Origin of the sequence: Maribacter aestuarii, from assembly GCF_027474845.2 — a bacterium.
Taxonomy (GTDB): Bacteria; Bacteroidota; Bacteroidia; order Flavobacteriales; family Flavobacteriaceae; genus Maribacter; species Maribacter aestuarii.
Genome location: NZ_CP107031.2, coordinates 1,435,615 through 1,459,223, shown reverse-complemented (window position 1 = coordinate 1,459,223; position 23,609 = coordinate 1,435,615). Strand labels below are relative to the sequence as shown.

Annotated in this window: 21 protein-coding genes; 10 read left to right on the top strand and 11 right to left on the bottom strand. The window is 39.0% G+C overall.

Features of this window, described 5'->3' with window-relative positions; genetic code table 11:
- Positions 1–17: 17 nt before the first annotated feature.
- Positions 18–722 (bottom strand): ComF family protein, encoded by a 705-nt coding sequence (locus N8A89_RS06625; RefSeq protein ID WP_289645148.1) that lies wholly within the window; start codon positions 720–722, stop codon positions 18–20.
- A gap of 43 nt (positions 723–765) precedes the next feature.
- Between N8A89_RS06625 and N8A89_RS06620 the strand changes: the two genes are divergently transcribed.
- Complete coding sequence (locus tag N8A89_RS06620) at positions 766–1,662, top strand: hypothetical protein (RefSeq protein WP_281541545.1); 897 nt, start codon at positions 766–768, stop codon at positions 1,660–1,662.
- A gap of 36 nt (positions 1,663–1,698) precedes the next feature.
- On the top strand, positions 1,699–3,243 hold the full coding sequence (locus tag N8A89_RS06615; protein WP_281541544.1) for a glycine--tRNA ligase: 1,545 nt from the start codon (positions 1,699–1,701) through the stop codon (positions 3,241–3,243).
- A gap of 2 nt (positions 3,244–3,245) precedes the next feature.
- Here the strand turns inward: N8A89_RS06615 and N8A89_RS06610 are convergent, their stop codons facing one another.
- Together N8A89_RS06610 and N8A89_RS06605 are read right to left on the bottom strand one after the other, a co-directional pair.
- The gene (locus N8A89_RS06610) at positions 3,246–5,324 is read right to left on the bottom strand and encodes a TonB-dependent receptor family protein (RefSeq protein WP_289645147.1); all 2,079 of its coding nucleotides are present in this window, start codon (positions 5,322–5,324) and stop codon (positions 3,246–3,248) included.
- 29 nt (positions 5,325–5,353) lie between these two features.
- Entirely contained in the window at positions 5,354–5,875 is a 522-nt protein-coding gene (locus tag N8A89_RS06605) for a hypothetical protein (RefSeq protein ID WP_281541540.1), read from the bottom strand.
- Positions 5,876–6,004: 129 nt separating this feature from the next.
- On the opposite strand from N8A89_RS06605, the gene N8A89_RS06600 reads away from it, so the two are divergent.
- Positions 6,005–6,769 (top strand): exodeoxyribonuclease III, encoded by a 765-nt coding sequence (locus N8A89_RS06600; protein ID WP_289645146.1) that lies wholly within the window; start codon positions 6,005–6,007, stop codon positions 6,767–6,769.
- A gap of 69 nt (positions 6,770–6,838) precedes the next feature.
- On the top strand, positions 6,839–7,879 hold the full coding sequence (locus N8A89_RS06595) for an aldo/keto reductase (RefSeq protein WP_281541539.1): 1,041 nt from the start codon (positions 6,839–6,841) through the stop codon (positions 7,877–7,879).
- Positions 7,880–7,984: 105 nt separating this feature from the next.
- Here the strand turns inward: N8A89_RS06595 and radA are convergent, their stop codons facing one another.
- The 6 genes from radA to panC form a co-directional block, all read right to left on the bottom strand.
- Entirely contained in the window at positions 7,985–9,346 is a 1,362-nt protein-coding gene (radA, locus tag N8A89_RS06590; protein WP_281541538.1) for a DNA repair protein RadA, read from the bottom strand.
- Positions 9,347–9,420: 74 nt separating this feature from the next.
- On the bottom strand, positions 9,421–9,591 hold the full coding sequence (locus tag N8A89_RS06585; RefSeq protein ID WP_281541537.1) for a hypothetical protein: 171 nt from the start codon (positions 9,589–9,591) through the stop codon (positions 9,421–9,423).
- Positions 9,592–9,635: 44 nt separating this feature from the next.
- Positions 9,636–10,778 (bottom strand): alpha/beta hydrolase, encoded by a 1,143-nt coding sequence (locus tag N8A89_RS06580; protein WP_281541536.1) that lies wholly within the window; start codon positions 10,776–10,778, stop codon positions 9,636–9,638.
- A gap of 36 nt (positions 10,779–10,814) precedes the next feature.
- Positions 10,815–11,780, bottom strand: coding sequence for a lysylphosphatidylglycerol synthase transmembrane domain-containing protein (locus N8A89_RS06575; protein ID WP_289645145.1), 966 nt, complete (start codon positions 11,778–11,780; stop codon positions 10,815–10,817).
- A gap of 2 nt (positions 11,781–11,782) precedes the next feature.
- On the bottom strand, positions 11,783–12,133 hold the full coding sequence (panD, locus tag N8A89_RS06570) for an aspartate 1-decarboxylase (protein WP_281541535.1): 351 nt from the start codon (positions 12,131–12,133) through the stop codon (positions 11,783–11,785).
- A gap of 13 nt (positions 12,134–12,146) precedes the next feature.
- On the bottom strand, positions 12,147–12,992 hold the full coding sequence (gene panC / locus N8A89_RS06565; RefSeq protein WP_281541534.1) for a pantoate--beta-alanine ligase: 846 nt from the start codon (positions 12,990–12,992) through the stop codon (positions 12,147–12,149).
- 103 nt (positions 12,993–13,095) lie between these two features.
- On the opposite strand from panC, the gene N8A89_RS06560 reads away from it, so the two are divergent.
- The 6 genes from N8A89_RS06560 (at position 13,096) to N8A89_RS06535 (ending at position 22,772) form a co-directional block, all read left to right on the top strand.
- On the top strand, positions 13,096–13,905 hold the full coding sequence (locus N8A89_RS06560) for a glycogen/starch synthase (protein WP_289645144.1): 810 nt from the start codon (positions 13,096–13,098) through the stop codon (positions 13,903–13,905).
- A 5-nt stretch (positions 13,906–13,910) separates the two neighbouring features.
- The gene (locus tag N8A89_RS06555) at positions 13,911–15,788 is read left to right on the top strand and encodes a DUF4270 domain-containing protein (RefSeq protein ID WP_289645143.1); all 1,878 of its coding nucleotides are present in this window, start codon (positions 13,911–13,913) and stop codon (positions 15,786–15,788) included.
- Between the two features lie 162 nt (positions 15,789–15,950).
- The gene (glmS, locus tag N8A89_RS06550) at positions 15,951–17,798 is read left to right on the top strand and encodes a glutamine--fructose-6-phosphate transaminase (isomerizing) (RefSeq protein ID WP_281541532.1); all 1,848 of its coding nucleotides are present in this window, start codon (positions 15,951–15,953) and stop codon (positions 17,796–17,798) included.
- A gap of 185 nt (positions 17,799–17,983) precedes the next feature.
- Positions 17,984–20,734 (top strand): TonB-dependent receptor, encoded by a 2,751-nt coding sequence (locus tag N8A89_RS06545; RefSeq protein WP_281541531.1) that lies wholly within the window; start codon positions 17,984–17,986, stop codon positions 20,732–20,734.
- Positions 20,735–20,902: 168 nt separating this feature from the next.
- The gene (atpD, locus tag N8A89_RS06540; protein WP_281541530.1) at positions 20,903–22,411 is read left to right on the top strand and encodes a F0F1 ATP synthase subunit beta; all 1,509 of its coding nucleotides are present in this window, start codon (positions 20,903–20,905) and stop codon (positions 22,409–22,411) included.
- 82 nt (positions 22,412–22,493) lie between these two features.
- Positions 22,494–22,772 (top strand): F0F1 ATP synthase subunit delta/epsilon, encoded by a 279-nt coding sequence (locus N8A89_RS06535; protein ID WP_281541529.1) that lies wholly within the window; start codon positions 22,494–22,496, stop codon positions 22,770–22,772.
- Between the two features lie 45 nt (positions 22,773–22,817).
- Here N8A89_RS06535 and N8A89_RS06530 read toward each other — a convergent pair whose 3' ends face one another.
- Both N8A89_RS06530 and N8A89_RS06525 read right to left on the bottom strand, forming a co-directional pair.
- On the bottom strand, positions 22,818–23,021 hold the full coding sequence (locus N8A89_RS06530; RefSeq protein WP_281541528.1) for a helix-turn-helix domain-containing protein: 204 nt from the start codon (positions 23,019–23,021) through the stop codon (positions 22,818–22,820).
- A gap of 2 nt (positions 23,022–23,023) precedes the next feature.
- On the bottom strand, positions 23,024–23,605 hold the full coding sequence (locus N8A89_RS06525; RefSeq protein WP_289645142.1) for a hypothetical protein: 582 nt from the start codon (positions 23,603–23,605) through the stop codon (positions 23,024–23,026).
- Between the last annotated feature and the right edge of the window lie 4 nt (positions 23,606–23,609).

The following is a 23,609-nucleotide window of genomic DNA, read 5'->3' as shown; positions in this document are numbered from 1 at the left end:
TTTGTAGAAAAATTAAATCAAGTCACTACTGCCATACTGGTAATATATATTGAGGTTCCCTCAATATTTTTTAAAGTTTGTCCACAGATTTCCATAGTGGCGCCAGTGGTAATTACATCATCGACCAAAAGTATATTTTTGTTCTTAAGTAAATTGGGGTCTATTACCTCATATAAGGACCGGTTGTCATACCACCTACTTAGTCTATTTTTTTTGGTCTGCGTACGGGTGTTTGCGGTTTTTATAAGGTTATTCTCTAGATATTCCGCATTAATATGTTCCGAAATTTTCTGTGCAAAAAGCGCTACTTGGTTATACCCTCTGCTTTTTAGTTTCTTTTTATGCAATGGAACAGGGATTACGTAGTGTATATTTTTTAGGAAATCGTTTTCTTTCAAAATTTGACCGTACCAGTCCCCTAGAAAGCCCCCAATCTGTTCCTGATTCCTGTATTTTAGCTGATGAATAAGGTTTTTAACGATTCCCTGCTCCGTAAAATACAGAAAGGAACTTGCCTTTTTAATGTTAATTCGTCCATAAAAAATACGGTCTACCCCATTTTCAACGTTAAAGTTGTATTCGGTGAGCGGTAATTCGTGTCGACAAACGGTACATAATAACTTCTCTCCTCTATTTAATCGAGCGTTACATCCAAAACACACCATAGGTAATAGGAGGGTGTTTACATCATTTACTATATTTGAAAGCTTAGTGCGTAACAAATCTCAAGTTTTAAATTAACCTACTTTAAGGCCAATTATTTGGATGGATAGTCAAGATAATAAATTCAATTATAAAATAATCCTTGGTGCTCTGGTTGCAGTAATAATTGGTATACTTATAGCCTTTTATTATAGCTATGCGCAATCCAATGCTCAGATAAATTTTTTAGAACAAGAGAAGGCCTTATTGGTAAAGGACTTAACTATAATGAAAGCTGATGTAGACCATCTCTCTACGCTCAGCGAGGTTTATGAAATTGAGCTTGAAACTTCAAAATATAAAGTACAGCAACTTTTGGATTCTGTTGGAAGGTTGAACTTCACCATAGATAAACTTCGGGAATTTAAAACAGAACTTCGTCGCTTAGAGGCCAAGAACGATAGTCTACGATTAAAGAATAATTTTCTACGTTACAATAACATGTTACTTACGGACAAGTACGAGGAGTCCCGTAACCAAATAGAAATTCTTAGGGCGAACAGTAGCTCCCTGGCAGAGGCCGAAGCGCTGCAGCGTAGAAAGATATTGGAACTAAACCAAAAGTTAAAGACCAAGAGCTATTTGAAGTTACAAAACTCCGAGGGTAGCGGTTTTAGGATGCGTAGTAGTAGGCCTATAAAAACAAATAAGGCATCGACCATAGAGAAATTAAGGGGGTGTGTCACAGTTGTGGCCGATCCGAGTGAATTGGATGCCGATAAAATCCTATACTTTCAGTTTCTTGATCCCAACAAACAGATTGTTGAGGACAATGCCAATACCATTACGGTGAACGGGAATATATACAGTAAAAGAGTTGAGTTTGTGTTTATGGGCGTTGAGACCAACATATGTGATTTTATAACCATACCTGAGGGTTCCCTCCAAGAAGGTGTCTACACGCTTAATGTTTTTGAGGACGAGCGGCTACTTGCCTCCTCTGAATTTCAATTGAAATAATTATACTTTTGCAGGCTAAAATTCTATTTTTGCCGCATGGCAAAACAAGAAGACGATTTTAAGAAGGTTATATCCCACGCAAAGGAATACGGCTATGTATTCCAATCCAGTGAAATTTATGATGGTCTAAGTGCCGTATATGATTATGGGCAGAACGGTGCTGAACTGAAGAAGAATATCCGCGAATATTGGTGGAAGGCCATGGTGCAGCTCAACGACAATATCGTTGGGTTGGATTCTGCTATATTTATGCATCCCACTATCTGGAAAGCCTCTGGACACGTAGACGCATTCAATGACCCTTTAATAGACAATAAGGACTCCAAGAAAAGATACCGGGCAGATGTATTGATAGAAGATTATGTTGGTAAGATTGATGCAAAAATTGAAAAAGAGGTCGCGAAAGCGGCAAAAAGATTTGGAGATACTTTTGATAAGGAACAATTTTTAGCCACCAATCAAAGAGTTGTTGATTACCAAGAACAAGGGAAAGCCATACTTAAAAGAATGGGTCAATCTTTGGAGAAAGAGGACTTGGAAGATGTAAAGGCTCTAATTGAAGAATTGGATATTGCTTGTCCCATGTCCGGTTCTAAAAATTGGACCGATGTGAAGCAATTCAACCTTATGTTCGGAACCAAACTAGGGGCTAGTGCTGAAAATGCAATGGACCTGTATCTAAGACCAGAAACAGCCCAAGGTATTTTTGTGAATTTTCTGAACGTCCAAAAAAGTGGACGCATGAAAATACCTTTTGGAATTGCCCAAACAGGAAAAGCGTTTAGAAATGAAATAGTTGCAAGACAGTTCATCTTTAGAATGCGGGAGTTCGAACAAATGGAGATGCAGTTTTTCATTCAACCAGGAACCCAGAAGGAATGGTACGAGGTTTGGAAGGACAAGCGGATGAAATGGCACCTTTCATTGGGAATGGGACAAGATAATTATCGTTTCCACAATCATGAGAAATTGGCACATTATGCTGATGCAGCTGCAGATATAGAATTCCGTTTTCCATTCGGGTTCAAGGAGTTGGAGGGAATACACTCCCGTACCGATTTTGACTTAGGTAGTCACGAAAAGTTCTCTGGAAAGAAACTTCAGTATTTTGACTACGAAACAAATAAGAACTACGTACCCTATGTACTGGAAACTTCAATAGGTTTGGATAGAATGTTCTTGGCTGTTTTTTCCAACTCGCTTGTAGAAGAGGAATTGGATAACAATACTACCAGAACGGTTTTAAAATTACCCGCGGTATTGGCACCTACCAAAGCAGCCGTTTTTCCATTGGTTAAAAAAGATGGCTTACCAGAACTGGCCCAAGAAATTATTGAGGACCTAAAATGGGATTTTAATGTGCTGTACGATGAAAAGGACGCCGTAGGGCGTAGGTATCGGAGACAGGATGCCAATGGCACACCGTTCTGTATTACGGTAGATCATCAATCTTTAGAAGACAATACGGTTACCATTCGTCATCGGGATACGATGGAGCAACAACGTGTCGCTATAACTGAATTAAAAGCTATTATTCATAAGGAAGTGGACATGAAATCGTGGTTAAGGAGGATGGAATAAACTTATAGTCTATATCCAAGCCTTAAACTACCATAAAAATTCCTGGCATCTCCCGGGTAAAAGTACCGAGGTTCGTTACCGCCAAAACCTTGGGTATTTATTAGTACGGACTGCGCATAAACTTTGTCGAAAAGATTATTGATTCCAAAATCGATTCCCAAGGTAAAATGGTCTGATAATTTTTTAAGATAGCCCATTCGGGTGTTGAAAACGGTAAAATAATCACTATATACATCAGCGGCATTCGTGAGCGGAATTTCGCTCACATGTTGGTGAGTAGTATTCCAATAGAAATTTTCAAATAACCTTAATTGAATACCGGATGTTCTGCGCTGTTTGGGAACTCCTGTTAGCGGGTTTCCCGAAAAATCCTCGCCATCGTCTAGAAATTCTACGAAATTATGGTCGGTTAGGGTATAGTTTACAAAAGGAGCTACTTGTATGTTCTCGGAAATGTTCCATGTATAATTCAATCCTATTTCCAGCCCACGGTGATGTGTCTTTCCGGCATTTTTCCCCACCAATCGGTCTTCACTTATACGCTCCCCTACCAATAGATTTTCAATGTTCATTTGATAGATGGATAGGTTGACTTGAAAGCGGCCTTCGTCTAAGAAAAGATTTGTCCCGAGTTCATAATTTATTCCGGTCTCTTGAGCAATATCAGGATTTATGACTCCCTCCGGGGTCAAGGTTTCTTCTAAAGTAGGGTTGGAGAAGCCTCGGCTCACGTTTGCAAATATTATATGGTTGTCAGAAATGGTATAGTTGAGGTTAAGACTTGGCAATAAAATAGTCTTGAAATTCCGTTCGGCACTTTTGTTTTCGGTTCCTGCATTGAACAAATCCCGATAATCATATTCTGTCTTATTAAGGCTAAGTCCAAATTGTGCGGAGAACTTGTCCGTAAATGGAAATAGGAAGGTGCTAAAAGCATTCCACTGGCTTCTGAATTCTTTGTTACGTGCAAATTGTTCCCCTTTTAAACTTCCATTACCGTTGTTTTCTTCCCATAGGTTTTCAAATTCATCCCAGTCGTACTCGTCCTTAAAAAGTTCTGCGCCAAAAGAATAATCAGCCGATTTCCCCAAAAAGTCTAATTGTCCTGAAAACCGGGTTCGAAACCCAAATCCATTAGTGATTTCGTCCAATATTCCAAAAGGCCGGGCTTCATCCTTATCTAGATATGTATAAAAAACGCTCGTGGAATTTTCAATTCTATCACTAAATCGATGGGCATAATTCACTCCGATTAAGGTGTATTTATTGGCCTCGAAACCTTGGGATACGCGCCATGTAAAAGTAGCCTGTTGTGGGTCTTCGGCAAAGGCCGTAGCCCCTAAAGAACTGGGAATTTGAGCCGTGAAATCAATATGGTTTACCAAGAGCGAAATTTTATTTTTGTCATTGATTTGATAGGAAGTGTTCAATAGTAGTCCATCCCTTTCAAAATTGCTATTTTGGCGATATCCATCTGTTTTTAAATGCCCGTATTGAAGTCCGAGCCTAAGTTTGCCATCAAAATGATTAAAGGACAGGTTGTTTTTTAAAAGCCCGAAAGAACCCACCGTAAAATTATTGGATAAGTTGGTTGAGCTTCCCAAAGCTTCCTTTGGGTTTAATATAATAGCGCCTCCTAAATTCGCCCCAAACTCAGTCCCTTTTGGACCTTTAATGACTTCAATTTGGCTAAGATTCTCTAAATCAAAAGCTTCAATGGAAGAAAATCCTGAGCCATCGGTTACCGGAATATCGGCATAGTACATTCTTAGCTTATCCGTGCCAAAAAGAGTTCTTGCCCCAATTCCCCTGATGGTAATCCTATTCGTGTTCAAGGCTCCCGAAAATATATAAACTCCGGGAATCTGGTTCATCGCATTGACCATGGAAACCGGGCTGTAATTTTGAAAGGTTTTGGCGGAAATCACTTCGGAGGGTATAATGCCGGTTGCATTTTTTTTCTTCAATGCATCTAAAAGAATCACTTCGTCCAGTTGCGTAACACTATCTTTTTCCTGTGGGTTCTGCCCTGAACATAAAGTATAGCCGAGAATAAGAAAGAGAAAGTATAATTGCTTCATGCATCGATTTGAGACAATAAAAATAGGATTTAAAAACGAAACCCGATGGAGAGACCGGCTCGGAACATAAATGCGTTTTGAAAATCTTCAGGATTGATATTCCTCCCGATACCTCCACTGAATTCTAAAGTAAATCGATCACTCCTGGTCACCCATTTGGTCCCAAGGCCCAATCCCAGTGCTGTAGTGCCGTAATCGTTATTTCTACTACCGAGCGTGGTGGAGTTTTCTTCGTCTTCACCTGTATAGTATAAACCAAATGCTTCGGCAAAAAAACCACTTCGAGGATTATAGCCAAAATAGGCCCGAAGATTGGGGCCAATCCCGAAATTTCCGTTATAATCCGTGGCATCTCCATTAAAATATAAGGTTCCACCAATACTGGTGTCCTCGTTAAAATAATACTCGTACGAACCCTCAACGGTTGAGGTTGCCAAAAACTGACCAATATTAAATTTTACTTCATGATTATTAGCGAACTGGGGATATGCCTGACCTATGGTCAAGTTTGAGACCAATAGGACAAAAGATATAAGGAGTATATTTTTCATGTCAATCTACATTTAAGAACTAGACCCATAGCACAAATCATGTTCCAAAACTGCGAAGTTAAAATTTTAATAATTGACAAAGCGTGCCATAGTAGATGCCTTTTTCTATTTTTGAGTCAAATTAATTTCATGAAAATAGTATCCTATAATGTGAACGGCATTCGTGCAGCTTTGAACAAAGGCTTTATCACTTGGTTACAATCGGTAAATCCGGACGTAATCTGTTTACAGGAGATAAAGGCCATGGAAGAACAATTGGACCTTTCTGTTTTTGAAGCTGCAGGTTATACCTACAACTATTGGTTCAGTGCCCAGAAAAAAGGATACAGCGGTGTTGCTATCTTATCCAAGAAACAACCTGACCATGTAGAGATGGGCACAGGAATCGATTATATGGATTTTGAAGGCAGAAATCTTCGTGCGGATTTTGGAGACGTATCCATTATGAGTATGTATTTGCCTTCTGGGACCAATTTGGCGAGGCTGGAGCATAAGCTTACCTATATGGCCGATTTTCAAAGATATACGGATACTTTACGGAAATCACACCCCAATCTAATAGTTCTTGGCGATTACAATATTTGTCATGAAGCGATAGACATACACAATCCGGTAGGTCTTAAAAACGTATCCGGATTTTTGCCGGTTGAGCGGGAATGGATCGGTAATTTTATTGATAGTGGCTTTATTGATAGTTTCCGCTATTTTAACAAGGAACCGGATAATTACACCTGGTGGAGTTATAGGGCCAACGCCAGGAACAATAACAAAGGTTGGCGATTGGATTATGGGATGGTCGCAGAACCACTTCGAGATAGGCTGAAGCGATCTGTTATACTTTCGGAAGCTAAACACAGTGATCACTGTCCTATCCTGTTAGAGCTTGATAATTGAAAATGACGGATAAGACATAGCACATATATTTTGTAGTTTTGCTGCTTCATAATTACAGAAAGCCTTTAAATGATTTATACCAAACTCCCGCACACAGATATTGAAGTAAGTAAGATTTGCTTGGGAACCATGACTTGGGGAAACCAAAATACCGAGGCCGAAGGTCACGAACAGATGGATTATGCGCTAGATCAAGGGGTGAATTTTTTCGACACTGCAGAACTTTACCCAATTCCAGCTCATCCGGATAGACATTCGCTCACGGAGAAGATTATAGGTACTTGGTTTAAAAAGACGGGGAATAGGGACAAAATCATCCTTGCTTCCAAAATTGCAGGAAAGGCAGATTTTACAAAGTTTATAAGAACAACAGGTTTTAACAGGGATTCTATTATTGAAGCAGTTGAAGGGAGCCTTGAACGTTTACAGACGGATTATATTGATTTATATCAGTTGCACTGGCCGGAACGTACGACCAATTATTTTGGTGAACGAGGCTACACCCACGACATATCTGATCACTGGCAGGACAATATACATCAGGTTTTGGAAACTTTAAGAGACTTGATCCGTGAAGGAAAAATACGCCATGTTGGGATTTCCAATGAAACACCTTGGGGAACGATGCGTTATTTGGAAGAAAGCAAGGTTCATGCGACATTGCCTAGAAGTATAACTGTTCAAAATCCGTACAGTTTGTTAAACAGACAGTTTGAAGTAGGGATGTCAGAAATAGCAATGCGGGAACAAATAGGGCTATTGGCCTATTCACCTTTAGGATTTGGTGTGCTGAGCGGAAAATATTTAGGCGATCGAAAACCTGACGGCGCTCGAATAACATTATTTCCGAACTACAAAAGATATAGTAATGAAACAGCTGTTGCCGCCACTCAAAAATATTATGAGCTGGCACGGCAAAACGATTTGTCATTAGCGCAAATGTCGTTAGCTTTTGTAAATAGTAGACCTTTCTTAACCAGCAATATCATTGGTGCGACATCCATGAAACAGCTTGAGGAGAACATAGCGAGCATAGACATAGCATTGTCGGATGCTGTTCTAAAAGGAATTGAAGCTATTCACGACCAGATTCCAAATCCTGCACCCTAATATGAACAGTCTTTTTTTATTAAAAGTAGGTTTTGGTCAAATCGTACTGATCGTTGCTGTAATAATCATCATAATGGTTGTTGCCAGAATAATGCGGGATAAGCGTTAACCGAATAAACTGCTTACAACATCCTCGATTTTGGAAGCCAGCTGCACGTTAATTTTGGTGCATTTTAGACCAATTTTGTTGTTTTTGGAAACAATGATTGTTGTATAGCCTAATTTTTCGGCCTCCAATATTCGTTGTTCCACACGTTGTACTGGACGTATTTCTCCCGCCAGACCTACCTCGGCCGCAAAACAGAATCCCTTTTCGATAGGAATATCCTCATTACTGGAAAGTATGGCAGCTATTACCGCTAGGTCAATAGCGGGATCATCCACGGAAATCCCTCCAGTTATGTTCAAAAACACATCCTTTGCACCCAGTTTAAATCCCGCGCGTTTCTCTAAAACGGCCAATAGCATATTCAACCTCTTGGCATTGTAACCGGTCGTGGAACGTTGTGGCGTACCGTATACCGCCGTACTTACCAAGGCCTGGATTTCAATCAACAAAGGCCGCATACCTTCAACGGTTGAGGCAATGGCAGTTCCGCTAAGGCCCTCGTCATTCTTTGAAATCAGTACCTCGGAAGGGTTGTTTACTTCCCTAAGTCCGCTCCCCTGCATTTCATAAATTCCCAATTCTGCCGTAGACCCAAATCTATTTTTTAAAGACCGAAGAATACGATATACATAGTTGCGGTCACCTTCAAATTGAAGGACGGTATCCACCATATGCTCTAAAATTTTCGGACCTGCTATAGATCCGTCTTTGGTAATATGACCAATCAATATAACCGGAGTATTGGTTTCTTTTGCGAATTTGATAAGTTCTGCGGTACATTCCCGGATTTGGGAGATGCTTCCCGCTGCAGATTCAATATAATCTGAATGAAGCGTTTGGATAGAATCGATTACAACGATATCCGGTTCTGTAGCTTCAATTTGTTTGAAAATGTTCTGCGTTTTGGTTTCCGTTAGGATAAAACAAGTTTGGCTGTTGGGATGAATCCTATCCGCCCTCATTTTTATCTGTTTCTGGCTCTCCTCTCCCGAAACGTACAAAGTTCTATAAGGCAATTTTAGGGCAATCTGTAAGATGAGTGTGCTTTTACCCACACCTGGTTCTCCTCCTAGCAATACCAAAGCGCCAGGAACAAGACCGCCACCCAATACCCTATTGAATTCTAGGTCAAAAGTATTGAGACGCAGCTCTTTTTCAGTACTTATTTCATTGACCAATAAAGGTTTTGAAACTCTCTTAGCGGTGTTGGATGGTGTTTTCCAACCAACTTTTTCTTCTTTTTGAACCACCTCTTCCACTACAGTGTTCCATTCCTTACAAGCGGAGCATTGTCCCACCCATTTGGCATATTGGGTACCACAGTTTTGACAAAAAAATGCTGTTTTGGTTTTGGCCATCTTTAGCTCTTACAGTTTGGGCTAAAGGTAACAAGAAGTTTAAAAAAGGCTTGGTTTTAAGTGTATATAAACTACTAATCGTCCTCGTATCTTTTTTTATTGAAATCCATAAAGGCTATAAAAAAAGAAGCCCAAGCCATTAAGAGGGCAAGGCCGTTATACACAAGATTAAAATCACCCTTTAATCCAAAGTATGTAAATAAAATACCTGAAACAAGAAAATATTTAGCATCAATTTTAATCATAAAAAGTAGGATTTAAGACTTGGGTTGGGGAATTGGAATGTTTTTTAAAAGCCAAAGTCGGCTTTCAACGCATCCATTTTTTCTAGTGCCATTTCTTTGGTCAAGAAATCTATTTCGTCCATTTGAAAAGCCTTCTCAAATGTTTTCAAAGCCTTTTTTGGCTCGCCCAATTCTTCGTAGTATTCACCTTCAAAGTAAAAGCCAAGCATCGAATCTGGATATTGGGCTTTGCATAAATCGGAAAGCGGCTTTAAAGATTCAAAATCTTCCTTTTTTCTAGAAGCTGCATATATGGCCATAATATCATTTAGTTCTACGGGTTTACTAAACCCGAACAAGTCTTCTATACCCTTATATTTATTTTCCAAATATTGAAAAACGGGTTCTTCTGAAGTTAAGATTTGGGTTTTGTACTCTTTTGGGCTAATAGGTTTGAACATTCCAAAAATATTGTCAAAGGCTTTCCCTATCCCATAAGTAGCAACGGAAATATGGTCCGCTCCTTTGTACTCCTCGAAAAAATAATGTAGCGTCTCCTTGTCTATGGCTTTTATACCTTTATCCATAGCCATGATGGCCTGAGTATCCTTACTAGGTTCTCCTTCAACTATAAGTTGATAGAAAATCTGCTTCTCGAAACTACCCAAACGAATTGGAACCCTTGTTTCCATTTCAGGTGCCAATGTCGGAGAAATACTTACGTAAGCATTGAAAAGCGAATGGTCCTTAAACAACCAATAGTTTTGAAAATTGGCGGTTATATCATAACCTAAAACCATTTTAAAAGGAGCGGTGCTAAAATTTAAATCCAAATAGGGAATGAGCTCCATACCAAGAAATTCAAAAAATTTCTTTCCTTTTTCGGATGGTAGACCTGTGTCCGGTTCAAAAGCGCAATCATCGTACCTTAAATCGTTTTTACTTTGGTTCACACCCACTATGATGCTCTCTGGCATTCCATGAAAGCGACTGTAGAATTTTGAAGTAGCAACTACTTGGTCAAAAAGATAGTTGGCATCCAGGACCAAGATCAGCGGATATTTTTTGGTTTCGTCAAGATTTTCGGGAAAATAATACTGAACATCCCTTCTTTCCTGTAATTTAAAAGATTCGAATATTTCTTGTTTTACCTGTGCGGTAACGGTGAAGCAAAGTAGTATGGCAAAAATAAAGGTAAAGCGGCGCATTGGTATCAGTTTGAATAGTGCGCTATACTAGCAGGACTATCGGTTTCTGTTCAATAACGGTAAGAGGAGAAAAGATATTGCACCAAAAACCACAATCATTAAGGTTTGGGCTATCCACATAATCCATCCAAAAGCGTCTCCCGAAACTGCACTGATGCCGAAAACGGCCAAAGCCTTACTTACCAATATGGGATATAACCCTACACCGCCGTTTGTAACCATCATGGCTATTGCACCTGCCACAAAAGCCACCAAGAGTTGGTTAAGTGTTAGGCCGGCCGTTTCAGGTATAGTAAATTTTATGACCCAAAACATGCCAATGTAACAAGCCCAGATGAATAGGGTATGAAATACAAACATCCATTTATTTTTCATTTTAAAAATGCTCAAGAGACCATCCATAAGTCCGTTCACAACATGCTTAATTTTTATTGCAATTTTGTGATTTGACTTTTTAATGAAAATGTAGAAGAAAAAAAGTCCAATTAAACCAATGCCTCCCAATATCAGAAGGCTATTGGGGTTAAAACCACCTTCCTCTAAAAAACCGAGTATCACCTCAGTTTGAAGAAATAGCGTGATGGCTATAATGGAGAAAAGCATAAGAACGTCTATTACACGTTCCGTCACAATGGTACCGAGACCTTTTTCGAAAGGAACCCCTTCGTAAGTCGCTAAAGCCGTTGGTCTTAATATTTCTCCCATTCTTGGTATTCCTAAATTCGCGAAATAGGACATAAGAATAATAAGTACGTTATTTGAAAGTCTGGGTTCATATCCCAATGGTTCTAGTAAATAGTTCCAACGGATGGCTCTGGATACGTGACCCAGTATACCCAACAGAAGGGAAATGCTGACCCAAAACAAATCAGCTTCTTTAATGTAGTATAGGATTTGTTGACGATCTTCTGGCAACGTAGAACTGTACCAGTACCAAACTAAAAATACTCCCAAGGCGATTGGGAGTATTGTTTTGAGTATCTTTTTTATTCTTTGATTCAAAATCAGTTTAAAAGATTGTTCTCTTCATTTGGGAACACTAAGGAGGGATTGAATTTTTTAGCTTCCTCTAAATCCATTCTAGCATATGTTATCAAAATAAGGATATCTCCCACCGCTACTTTTCTGGAGGCGGCACCGTTTAAAGTTATTTCACCGCTACCGCGTTGCCCGGGAATGGCGTATGTCTCTAAACGTTCCCCGTTGTTATTGTTTACGATTTGTACTTTTTCACCTTGTATGATGTTAGCGGCATCCATTAAATCTTCATCTATGGTAATGCTGCCTATATAGTCTAGGTCTGCACCGGTAACCTTAACACGGTGTATTTTAGATTTTACAACTTCAATTTGCATGGGACAAAATTAGTTAATTCAGGGCTATATTATCAATCAGCCTAATGCTGTTCGCGTAAACGGCGATAAAGCCCCTGTATTTTATGTTTTCAATTTTTCTTTTGGCAGGGGTCAGCGTTTCTACGTCCGCAATCTCAAAATATTCCATCTTAAAATCGGGATGATTTTCAAATTCGTTGTCCACCCATTCCTTTGTATTATGAACACTTTCCGTGCCAAATTTTTGTTTGGCAGCCACAAGCGTATCATATATAAAACCTGCTTTTAGTCGTAACGAAGGGTCCAACCTTTCATTTCTTGAACTCATGGCCAATCCGTTGCTTTCGCGTACTATGGGACATCCAATAATTTTGACCGGCAGCTTTAAGATTTCGGTCATCTTTTGGATAATTCTGAGTTGCTGAAAGTCTTTTTCCCCAAAATAGGCTACATCTGGTCTAATTAAGGAAAATAACGTTTCAATTATGGTGCCTACCCCATTAAAATGATTGTCCCTAAATTCTCCCTCCATTACCTTGTCCAAGCCGTGGAAATCATATTTTTTTGGGATTACATTTGACTGATACATTTCAGAAGTAGTAGGAACGAATACCATAATATTTGGCGAAACATCAGCTATAAGCCTCAAATCGTCATGAAGCGCGGTCGGGTATTTTTGAAGGTCTTCTTCGTTGTCGAATTGTGTTGGATTAACGAAAATCGTTACTATAACAGTTTTGTTCTCCGCAACAGCTTTTTTAATCAATGAAGCATGCCCGCTGTGAAGAGCTCCCATAGTAGGTACTAGACCTATCTTTGAATTGGGGGCAAGGTTGGAACGTATTTCCTGAAGTTCTTTTTTAGTTCGTATGGGTAGCATCAAAAATCGTAATTAGCGAGCAAACTTACTATAAATACTGCTAATCTCTATATTTTTTGTAATTTTGCACCTGCGTTTCTGCGAAAAACAAAAAAGAGCTTTTATGAATGGTAAAAAGATATTGTTTGTATCTTCTGAATTAGTACCCTACCTCCCCGAAAACGAAGTTTCCTTAATGTCATACGAGGCTCCTAGAATGGTCAACAGCAATGGTGGCCAGATTAGGATCTTTATGCCAAGGTACGGTAATATTAATGAAAGAAGACATCAATTACATGAGGTAATAAGGCTGTCCGGTATGAATTTGGTCATTAATGATATGGATATGCCATTAATCATTAAGGTGGCATCTATACCTAGAGAGCGTATACAAGTCTATTTTATAGATAACGAAGAGTACTTTAAGCGTAAAGCAACTTTTACCGATAAGCAGGGAAATCTATTTCCAGACAATGATCATCGTGCTATATTTTTCGCAAAGGGAGTAATGGAAACGGTGAAAAAACTGAATTGGTCACCGGATATTATCCACGTCCATGGTTGGATGGCTAGTTTGTTACCACTTTACCTGAAAAAATATTATGCGGATGAACCTCTTTTCTCAGAAAGTAAAATCGTCCTATCCGTATATGGTAAAACCTTTGAAGGTTCATTGGATAAGGATATGATTAAAAAAATAGCTTTTGATGGAATCCCGGAAGAGGAAATAGAAGCGCTTAGTGATCCCACCTATAATAATTTGTTAAAGGTAGCCGTAGATTATTCCGATGCAGTTATTTTAGCCTCGGAAGATATTCCAGAAGAGTTAAATACCCACATTGCCAACCTTAAAAAACCAGTGTTGCCGTACGTTCCCATTCAAGAATTTGAAGAAGCTTACGCCAATTTTTATAACACAGAAGTTTTAAAATAACCTGAATGAACTTTTTTAAGAAATGCCCTTTTCCCATCGTATTGGGTGTCGCTTCGGTTTTGGCTTTTTTTGTTTCTTGCGAGGATGAATTAACTACTATAGGTTCTGGAGTTGTTGGGAGCGAGCCCTTCATTACAGGAAGTGAAACCTTTGATGTATTTGCTTTTAATAAAAATATTGAAGCAGTACGCACTAATAAGTTGCCCATATATCAACTTGGTACTTTCAATGACCCCATTTACGGCAGAACGGAGTACTTCGTTAATTCCCAGTTACAGTTGGCAACCAGTAACCCTAGATTTGGTGCTTTAACCCAAAGTGTGGAGGATGATGCTGAAACTGATGATGTTATTACGACTATTGATGAGGAAGAGACGGTAAAAGAGGTAATCCTTTACATTCCGTATTTAACTAAAGATGGATCTAGAGATGCTGATTTAGATGGGGTAGACGACGAGTTTGATTCGGAACCGAATGATTCCAGTAACGATAGCGATGATGATGGTCAAACGAACAATCAGGAAAGATTGGCCAATACAGATCCATTGGACAGCGATAGTGTAGATGCTGATGGTGATGGACTGAACGATACTGATGGTGCAATCATTTTTGCCAATAATTTTGCGAAAAAGGTAGATTTGGATAGTATTTATGGTAATCGGGACATTCCCTTTACCTTTAAAGTAGAACGTTCTACATTCTTTTTAAGAGACTTAGACCCAAACACCAATTTTCAGGAAGCACAACAATATTTTTCTTCTCAAGAATTTGCGCCGGAATTTATAGCGGAAACCTTGTTTGAAGGTGAGATTACCATAAGTGACGAAGAAATTCTAATTCCTAGAGAAGATGATGAATCTACAGAAGATGTGGATGAATCAAATACTTTTACGAAATTGCCTCCGGGTATAAGGGTGGCTTTAGACGCTGATTTTTTTCAGGAGAATATTTTGAATAAGGAAGGGAGTTCGGATCTTTTAAGTTCGGCAAATTTTAATGAATTCCTTCGCGGACTGCATTTCACGATTACTACAGCGGAGGGAGAGGAGATGTTGATTCTTTTTGATTTAAAGGATGCTAACATTACACTTACGTACACTTATCAAAGCTATAAAAATAATAGCACCCCTGAAGATACTTCAGATGATACAGTAGAAACAGAGGAATCAGAATTTGTTATCTCATTTCTAAGACAGGCTCCGTCCGGATCCGTAACGGGCAATGCTGTGAATACCATAATAAATGAGTCATACCCATCTGAAATAACAAGTTCATTGAATACAGGAGAGAATGCTTCTCGAATTTACTTAAAGGGTGGTCCGGGTATTTTTACAGAGATAAATCTCTTCGAGAGCGATAATGGCAGGGACGTCATTCAAGAAATAGAGGCAAATAATTGGATTTTGAATGAGGCTAATCTAGTTTTTCATGTAGATAGGGAACAATTGGATTTATTGGGTGTTGAGAACGAACCGCCAAGATTGTATCTGTACAACGCAGAAACGAACAGTCCAATTTTTAATACGCTTACCGAGCAGAATGTCGCCCAATCGTTATTCGGCTTGTTTCTTAATTACGATGGTATTATTGAAAGAGACGAAGACGGAGATGGTATAAGATATACCGTGCGTATTACGGAATACATCAGTAACCTCATTTATAGAGAAACAGAAAATCCTACCTTGGGATTAGTGCTTACGACAAATATCGAAAATATTGGTGTAGCCAACTCCATGTTAGCGTCTGGAGATGAACAAGATGTTCCAACTACAGCAAACGTTACGCCATTAGGTACTGTGCTTTATGGTCCTAATATTTCTCCTAGTGACCCAAATTATAATAAAAGGTTGCGTTTGGAAATTTTTTATACCAGCACAGACTAATAGCATTTTTTCTCCCCCGTTTTTATTTGCAAAAAATTTTGATGCATATGTATCATTTCATAGAATTTAACCGTTCTATAACCGAAAAGGGAAATTCTTAATACGAGTTGAATTACATTTGTATAAGAATTTAGAATTACTAAATCATTCATTTTTAGAGTTATGTGTGGAATTGTAGGATATATTGGTCATAGAGATGCTTACCCGATTGTAATAAAAGGTTTACAGCGTTTGGAGTACAGAGGATATGATAGTGCCGGGGTGGCCCTTTACGATGGTAACAATATCAATCTAGCCAAGACAAAAGGAAAGGTCGAGGATTTAAAAAAGAAATCCATAGAAACAATTTCGCTCGAGGGAACTTTAGGCATTGGTCATACGAGATGGGCCACACACGGAGTTCCAAATGATGTCAATTCACATCCGCATTATTCCAATTCCGGAGATCTTGTCATTATTCATAATGGTATTATTGAGAATTATGAATCCATTAAAAAAGAATTGTCAAAAAGGGGTTACACGTTTAATTCGGATACGGACACGGAGGTTTTAGTCAATTTAATTGAAGAAGTTAAGAAGACCGAAGGCGTAAAATTAGGACAAGCTGTTCAAATTGCTTTGAATCAAGTAGTTGGTGCATATGCAATTGCTGTTTTTGATAAGAAAAAGCCGGATGAAATTGTGGTAGCCAAATTAGGTAGTCCACTGGCCATCGGAATTGGAGAAAACGAGTTTTTCATAGCTTCCGATGCTTCCCCTTTTATAGAATTTACCAACAATGCCGTTTATCTTGAAGATGAGGAAATGGCAATTATCCGCTTAGGAAAGGAAATTAAACTGAGAAAGATCAAGGACGATGCTGTGGCATACCCTAGGATTCTGGAATTACAAATGAATCTGGAAGAAATTGAGAAAGGTGGTTATGACCACTTTATGCTGAAAGAGATTTACGAGCAACCGAGAGCTATAAAAGATACTTATCGTGGTAGGTTACTTGCAGACCAAGGATTAATTCGCATGGCTGGGATAGACCAGAACATGGAGAAATTCTTAAATGCAAACAGAATTATTATTGTGGCCTGCGGCACCTCTTGGCATGCTGGGCTCGTAGCAGAGTATATTTTTGAGGACTTAGCACGAATTCCCGTTGAGGTAGAATACGCATCCGAATTTAGGTATAGAAATCCAGTTATTACAGATAAGGATGTGCTTATTGCCATTTCGCAGTCTGGTGAAACCGCGGATACGCTTGCTGCTATCAAATTGGCCAAGGAGAAAGAAGCTTTTGTTTTTGGCGTATGTAATGTAGTAGGGTCATCAATAGCTAGGGAAACCGATGCAGGTGCATACACCCATGCCGGTCCTGAAATTGGTGTTGCCTCTACAAAAGCATTTACCACCCAAATTACGGTATTAACTTTAATAGCACTTAAATTGGCGAAGGCCAAAGGAGTGTTTTCTGAATCTAGGTATCATGAGTATTTAACAGAGTTGGAAACCATTCCCGCTAAAGTGGAAAAAGCGTTGGAGTCCAATCCTTTAATAGAAATCATATCAGACGTTTATAAGGATTCAACCAATTGTTTGTACCTGGGACGTGGTTATAATTTCCCTGTAGCCTTAGAAGGCGCACTTAAATTGAAGGAAATAAGCTATATACATGCAGAAGGCTACCCTGCTGCGGAAATGAAACATGGCCCAATTGCGCTAATAGATGAGCACATGCCGGTTTTTGTCATTGCCACTAAAAAAGGACACTATGAAAAAGTAGTAAGCAATATTCAAGAAATAAAGTCAAGGAAGGGCAAGATCATTGCGATTGTAACGGAAGGGGACGAACAAGTCACGGAACTGGCAGATCATGTTATTGAAGTTCCTGAAACATTGGAAAGCCTCACTCCCTTATTAACAACCATTCCATTGCAATTACTGTCTTATCATATTGCGGTAATGAGGGGTTGTAATGTGGATCAGCCACGTAACTTAGCAAAATCCGTTACGGTCGAGTAACTGGTTAAACATAGATGTAAAAAGGGCGTATCATTTTTGATACGCCCTTTTTTTGCATATCCGCAGTATTCAATATATCATTTTATCAAATTAATACTATGCATGCATAATTTTTTTCATTTTATTATTTTCGATATGAAATAATCTGTATCTTGACCCCAAACTAATTTTAACTCAATTTTATAATGAGAACAATACTATTTTTAGCATTGATTTTAGTGGGAACCATAGGTTTTTCCCAGACTACCATCAATGGAACTGTTGTTGACCAGAACAACGAGCCTATCCCCGGGGCCAATATTGTTATTGTTGGCAAAGCTATTGGTACGGTAACCGATTTTGACGGAAACTTCACCTTGCAAACTTCTGAGGAGCCCCCATTTGAATTAAGAATTTCTAGTCTTGGGTACTCGGACGTAACGGAAAATATTACATCCAACAACCAAACCATTACTGTTGTATTAAACGAAACGCAAACCTTCTTGGATGAAGTTGTAATTTCGGCCTCAAGAACTCCTGAACGTATTTTTGAATCTCCAGTTTCCGTGGAGCGTTTTGGCTTAAAAGAAATAAGAAACACGACTGCCGAGTCCTTTTATGGAGGGCTTCAAAATTTAAAGGGTGTAGATATTAACACCAACAGTTTAACCTTTCAATCCGTAAACACAAGAGGTTTTGCAACGTTTGCCAATACTCGCTTTTTGCAATTGGTAGACGGAATGGATAATACTGCGCCAGGTTTAAATTTTGTTCTAGGAAATTTAGTTGGTATGAACGAATTGGATGTGCAAAGTGTTGAGATTCTTCCAGGCGCATCTTCGGCATTATATGGAGCAGGTGCTTTTAATGGTATTCTGTTTATGCGCAGTAAGAGTCCGTTTGATTTTCAAGGAATAAGCGCTTACGTGAAAACTGGACTTACCTCTCAAGAAGCTGCTGGAGATAATAACTACTATGATGTGGGAATACGTGCCGCCCATGCCTTTAGTGATAAGTTGGCAGCTAAGGTTAGTTTTTCAATTTTAGAAGGAGAGGATTGGCATGCCAATAGAACTGATGATTTGGGCAATCCTGGAGCTGACAGAACTAATCCTGCTTATAATGGTTTGAACGTCTATGGTGATGAAGTAGGTACTTTATTGAACTTTGATGCAGCCGCCGGCCTGCCTACGGGTACGGTAGGCTCTGCATTTGTTACGAGAACCGGTTATAATGAGACCGATTTAGCGAATTATAATGCCCAAAGCATTAAAGCCGACTGGTCATTGAATTACCGACCTTTTGGGAATGATTTGGAATTAATTTACAATGGTCGTATTGGCCGTGGAACCACCATTTATCAGGGAGCAAATCGATATTCGGTAACAGGCTTTAAAATGCAACAGCATAAGGTGGAGCTAAAGAATGATAACTTTTTTATAAGGGGTTATATAGTTGCAGAAAACTCTGGTGATGCATATGATACTCGTTTTGCTGGTATCAATGTGAATAGACGGTGGAAAGGTGATAGGGAATGGTTTACAGATTACGCTACCACCTTTATTGGTGCCAGATTGGGTGTGGGTACAGGTGTTCAGGCAACGGAAGAACAAGCACATGCCGCAGCCAGGGCAGCAGCGGATACGGGAAGGTTAGTACCGGGAACTCCAGCTTTTCAATCTGCTTTCAATTCAGTGATTAGCGATGGAGACTTTGAAACTGGGGCGAAATTCATTGATAATACGAAGTTTCGACATGTAAACGGAAACTATAATATTGCCCATCTAATAGATAATTGGGCAGATATCCAAATTGGAGGTTCCTTTAGGGAATACGAGTTGAATTCTGCCGGTACCATATTTACTGATATTGACGGTCCCATTACTTATAATGAATATGGCGGCTATTTGCAATTTCAGAAGAAACTGGTGGACGATAGGTTGAAATTGACTTTATCTGGAAGATATGATAAAAACGAATTTTTTGATGGTTTCTTCTCACCAAGAGCAGGTGTAGCAGTTACTATAGGAGAAAATAGAAACCACAATATACGGGCATCCGTTCAACAAGGTTTTAGAAATCCTACTACACAAGATTTATTTATTGGTTTGAATGTTGGAAATGCGATATTGGTAGGTTCAGCACCGGATAATTTAGATAGAGATGTAAGGACTTTCGATGTAAGTGAACCAGGACAGGCTTTTACGGGCTCTGAAACAGTTGACGTCGTGGGTAGAGCAGCTTATGAAAATGCATTTTCATTGGTTTCTGTACAAGCCGGTGCCCCAACAGCGGTAAACACTCCATTGATACAGCCTGAAGAAATAACCGCTTTTGAAGTAGGTTATAGATCACAATTGGGCAAGTTTACGATTGATGCTAGTGGATACTATAATATTTACAATAACTTCATCTCTCAAACGCAAGTATTGGTACCATTATATGGAGAAGCAGGGGATGGAGGATTATCTTTATTGGCTTTACAGAATGATGATTTTGAAGTTTATCAAGTATATACCAATTCTCAAGAAGAAATAACTTCTTATGGGGGTACTTTTGGAATCGACACTAAACTGGCAGGTTTTGATCTTGGCGCAAATTATACATATACGGTTCTTGAAGATGCTGAAGATTTGAGAGCTCGAGGTGTAAGAGTTAATTTCAATTCCCCAGAGCACAAGGTGAAGTTGTCCTTTGGAAAGACGGACTTATTTAAAAACTTTGGATTTGGTGTAAATTGGAGGTGGAGTGATAGCTTCTTTTGGGAAGCTTCTTTTGCTGATGGTGACGTGCCGGCTTATTCCGTATTGGACGCGCAGATAAACTATTCTGTCCCAAAGATTAAATCAGTCTTCAAGGCAGGTGGTTCAAACCTCTTGGCAGATGAATATTTTCAAGCTGTAGGTTCTGGTTTAATAGGCTCCATATATTATCTTTCATGGACCATTAATCCGTAGAAGATTGACATAACAAAGTATAAAAGGCGCCTTTAACGGGCGCTTTTTTTGTATCAAAAAAAGAGTGGCAAAGTAGTTTCCATTTTAGCTTGAATAGTATATCTTTGCAGCCGGAAAATGACGGCATTTTCTAGCTTATTTTAAACGTAATACATAAACAAAAGAGTAATGTCAAAAGTTACAGGTAAAGTTTCGCAAATCATTGGGCCAGTGGTTGATGTAGAATTTCAATCAGGGGCAGATCTTCCTCAAATATATGATTCTTTAGAAATAACCAATAAGGATAAATCCAAATTGGTATTGGAGGTTCAATCACACGTTGGGGAAAATACTGTAAGAACTATCTCTATGGATTCCACGGATGGTTTAAGTAGAGGAACAGATGTGGTCGCTACAGGAGCTGCGATTCAAATGCCGGTAGGAGATGATGTTTACGGACGTTTGTTTAATGTAATTGGTGATGCCATTGATGGTTTAGGTAATTTACCCAAGGCCGGTAAAGATGGTTTGCCTATACACCGTGAAGCACCAAAATTTGAAGATCTCTCGACTTCTACGGAAGTTTTATTCACAGGTATTAAAGTAATCGACTTGATTGAGCCTTATGCAAAAGGTGGTAAAATTGGATTGTTCGGTGGTGCCGGTGTAGGTAAGACAGTTTTGATTCAGGAATTAATTAATAACATAGCCAAAGGGCATGGTGGTCTTTCGGTATTCGCGGGAGTAGGGGAAAGAACACGTGAAGGGAATGACCTTCTTCGTGAAATGTTGGAGTCCGGTATTATTAAATATGGGGATGAATTCTTGCACTCCATGGAAGATGGTGGATGGGATTTAAGCAAAGTGGACAAAAAGGCAATGAAAGAGTCCAAAGCAACTTTTGTTTTTGGTCAAATGAACGAACCTCCCGGAGCACGTGCTCGTGTAGCACTTTCTGGGTTAACCATTGCGGAATATTTCCGTGATGGGGCAGGTGAAGGTCAAGGAAAGGATGTTTTGTTCTTTGTGGATAATATCTTCCGTTTTACCCAGGCAGGTTCTGAGGTATCAGCACTGCTTGGACGTATGCCTTCTGCGGTAGGTTATCAACCAACCCTGGCTACGGAGATGGGTGCCATGCAAGAGCGTATTACTTCAACTAAAAGAGGTTCCATTACATCTGTACAGGCGGTTTATGTACCTGCGGATGATTTAACCGATCCAGCTCCGGCAACAACTTTTGCACACTTGGATGCGACAACGGTACTTTCCCGTAAAATTGCGGAGTTGGGTATTTACCCAGCGGTTGATCCATTGGATTCTACATCAAGAATTTTGACCGCGGAGATTCTAGGGAAAGATCACTACGCTTGTGCGCAACGTGTAAAAGAGCTATTACAACGATATAAGGAGTTACAGGATATTATCGCCATCCTTGGTATGGAGGAACTTTCAGAAGAGGATAAATTGGCCGTAGGTAGGGCAAGACGTGTACAACGTTTCCTATCGCAGCCATTCCACGTGGCTGAGCAGTTTACGGGAATCCCAGGAGTTTTGGTAGATATCAAGGAAACCATTAAAGGATTTAATATGATTATGGATGGTGAGTTGGATCACCTTCCTGAATCTGCTTTTAACCTTAAAGGGACTATTGAAGAGGCTATAGAGGCTGGTGAGAAAATGCTTGCGGAAGCTTAAATTAATTGTTAGTTGTGGGTTGATTGATGTTCGTATATTATAGAACAATCAACTAACAACAATCAACGAACGACTAGAAAATATGTACTTAGAAATCGTATCACCAGAAGCTACCCTATTCGCAGGTGAAGTTACTTCGGTAACAGTTCCGGGAATCAATGGGGAATTTCAGATGTTGAAAGATCACGCACCTATAGTTTCTTTGTTACAAAAAGGAAATGTTAAGGTAGAAGGAAATATTACCATAGACGAAGCCCATGAGAACAAATTTTCTAAAGATGCTTCCGGGAAAACCATTCTAGCTATCACCAGTGGAACTATAGAGCTTAAGGATAACAAAGTAATAGTTTTAGCGGATTAAAGCGCAAAATATATTTAATGGAAAGCCATGTTTAACGTGGCTTTTTTATGGGCAATATTCAAGAATATCTGCGGGTTGACAAGCTAACGCTTTGCATATAGCTTCCAATGTAGAAAAACGAATTGCCCTAGCTTTCCCTGATTTTAAAATGGAAAGATTTGCTTCGGTAATACCAATAATCTCAGCGAGTTCCTTACTCTTTATGTTGCGATTCGCCAGTACCTTATCTAGATGAACAATAATCGCCATACCTATATTGTTAGGTCGTTTTCGGATTTTAACAGATAGCCCTTTTGAACAAGTTCAGACTGTAAAGAAAGAATCTGGGATATTATGAATAGTGGAATACATATAAAACAAATTTTAGCAATGATTTGACCAAAAAGATATCCAGTGTTGTGTAAAGGACCTTTCCTAAAGCCACTTTCCTGAATCAGCATTTCAGAAGTGTCCAATGATGAAATTGAATATAATTCTAAGAAAAGTTTTAATACACCAATTAAAATTGTAAAGAAAAGAATACCATTTGCTATCCTTTTTAGTTGTACTCCGTTTTTTGCACTAAAAAAAAGGTCATTATAAAAGTCATTCATGACATCACTAAATTTTTTTAATTGCAATACAATGTAACTGAGCAATAGACAATAGAACAGGGTTAATATTCTAAAAACATTGGGGCTAAATTTATCGGAAATTTCTACTCCAAGTAATTTATAACCCTTTGCTTCCTCTATAAATAAAATTCCATGCCATATTCTCGAAAAAACCATAAGAACTAAAAAGCCTATTAGAACCCAAGTTAAAACTCGAATATTAAAAGAAATACTTTTCATAATC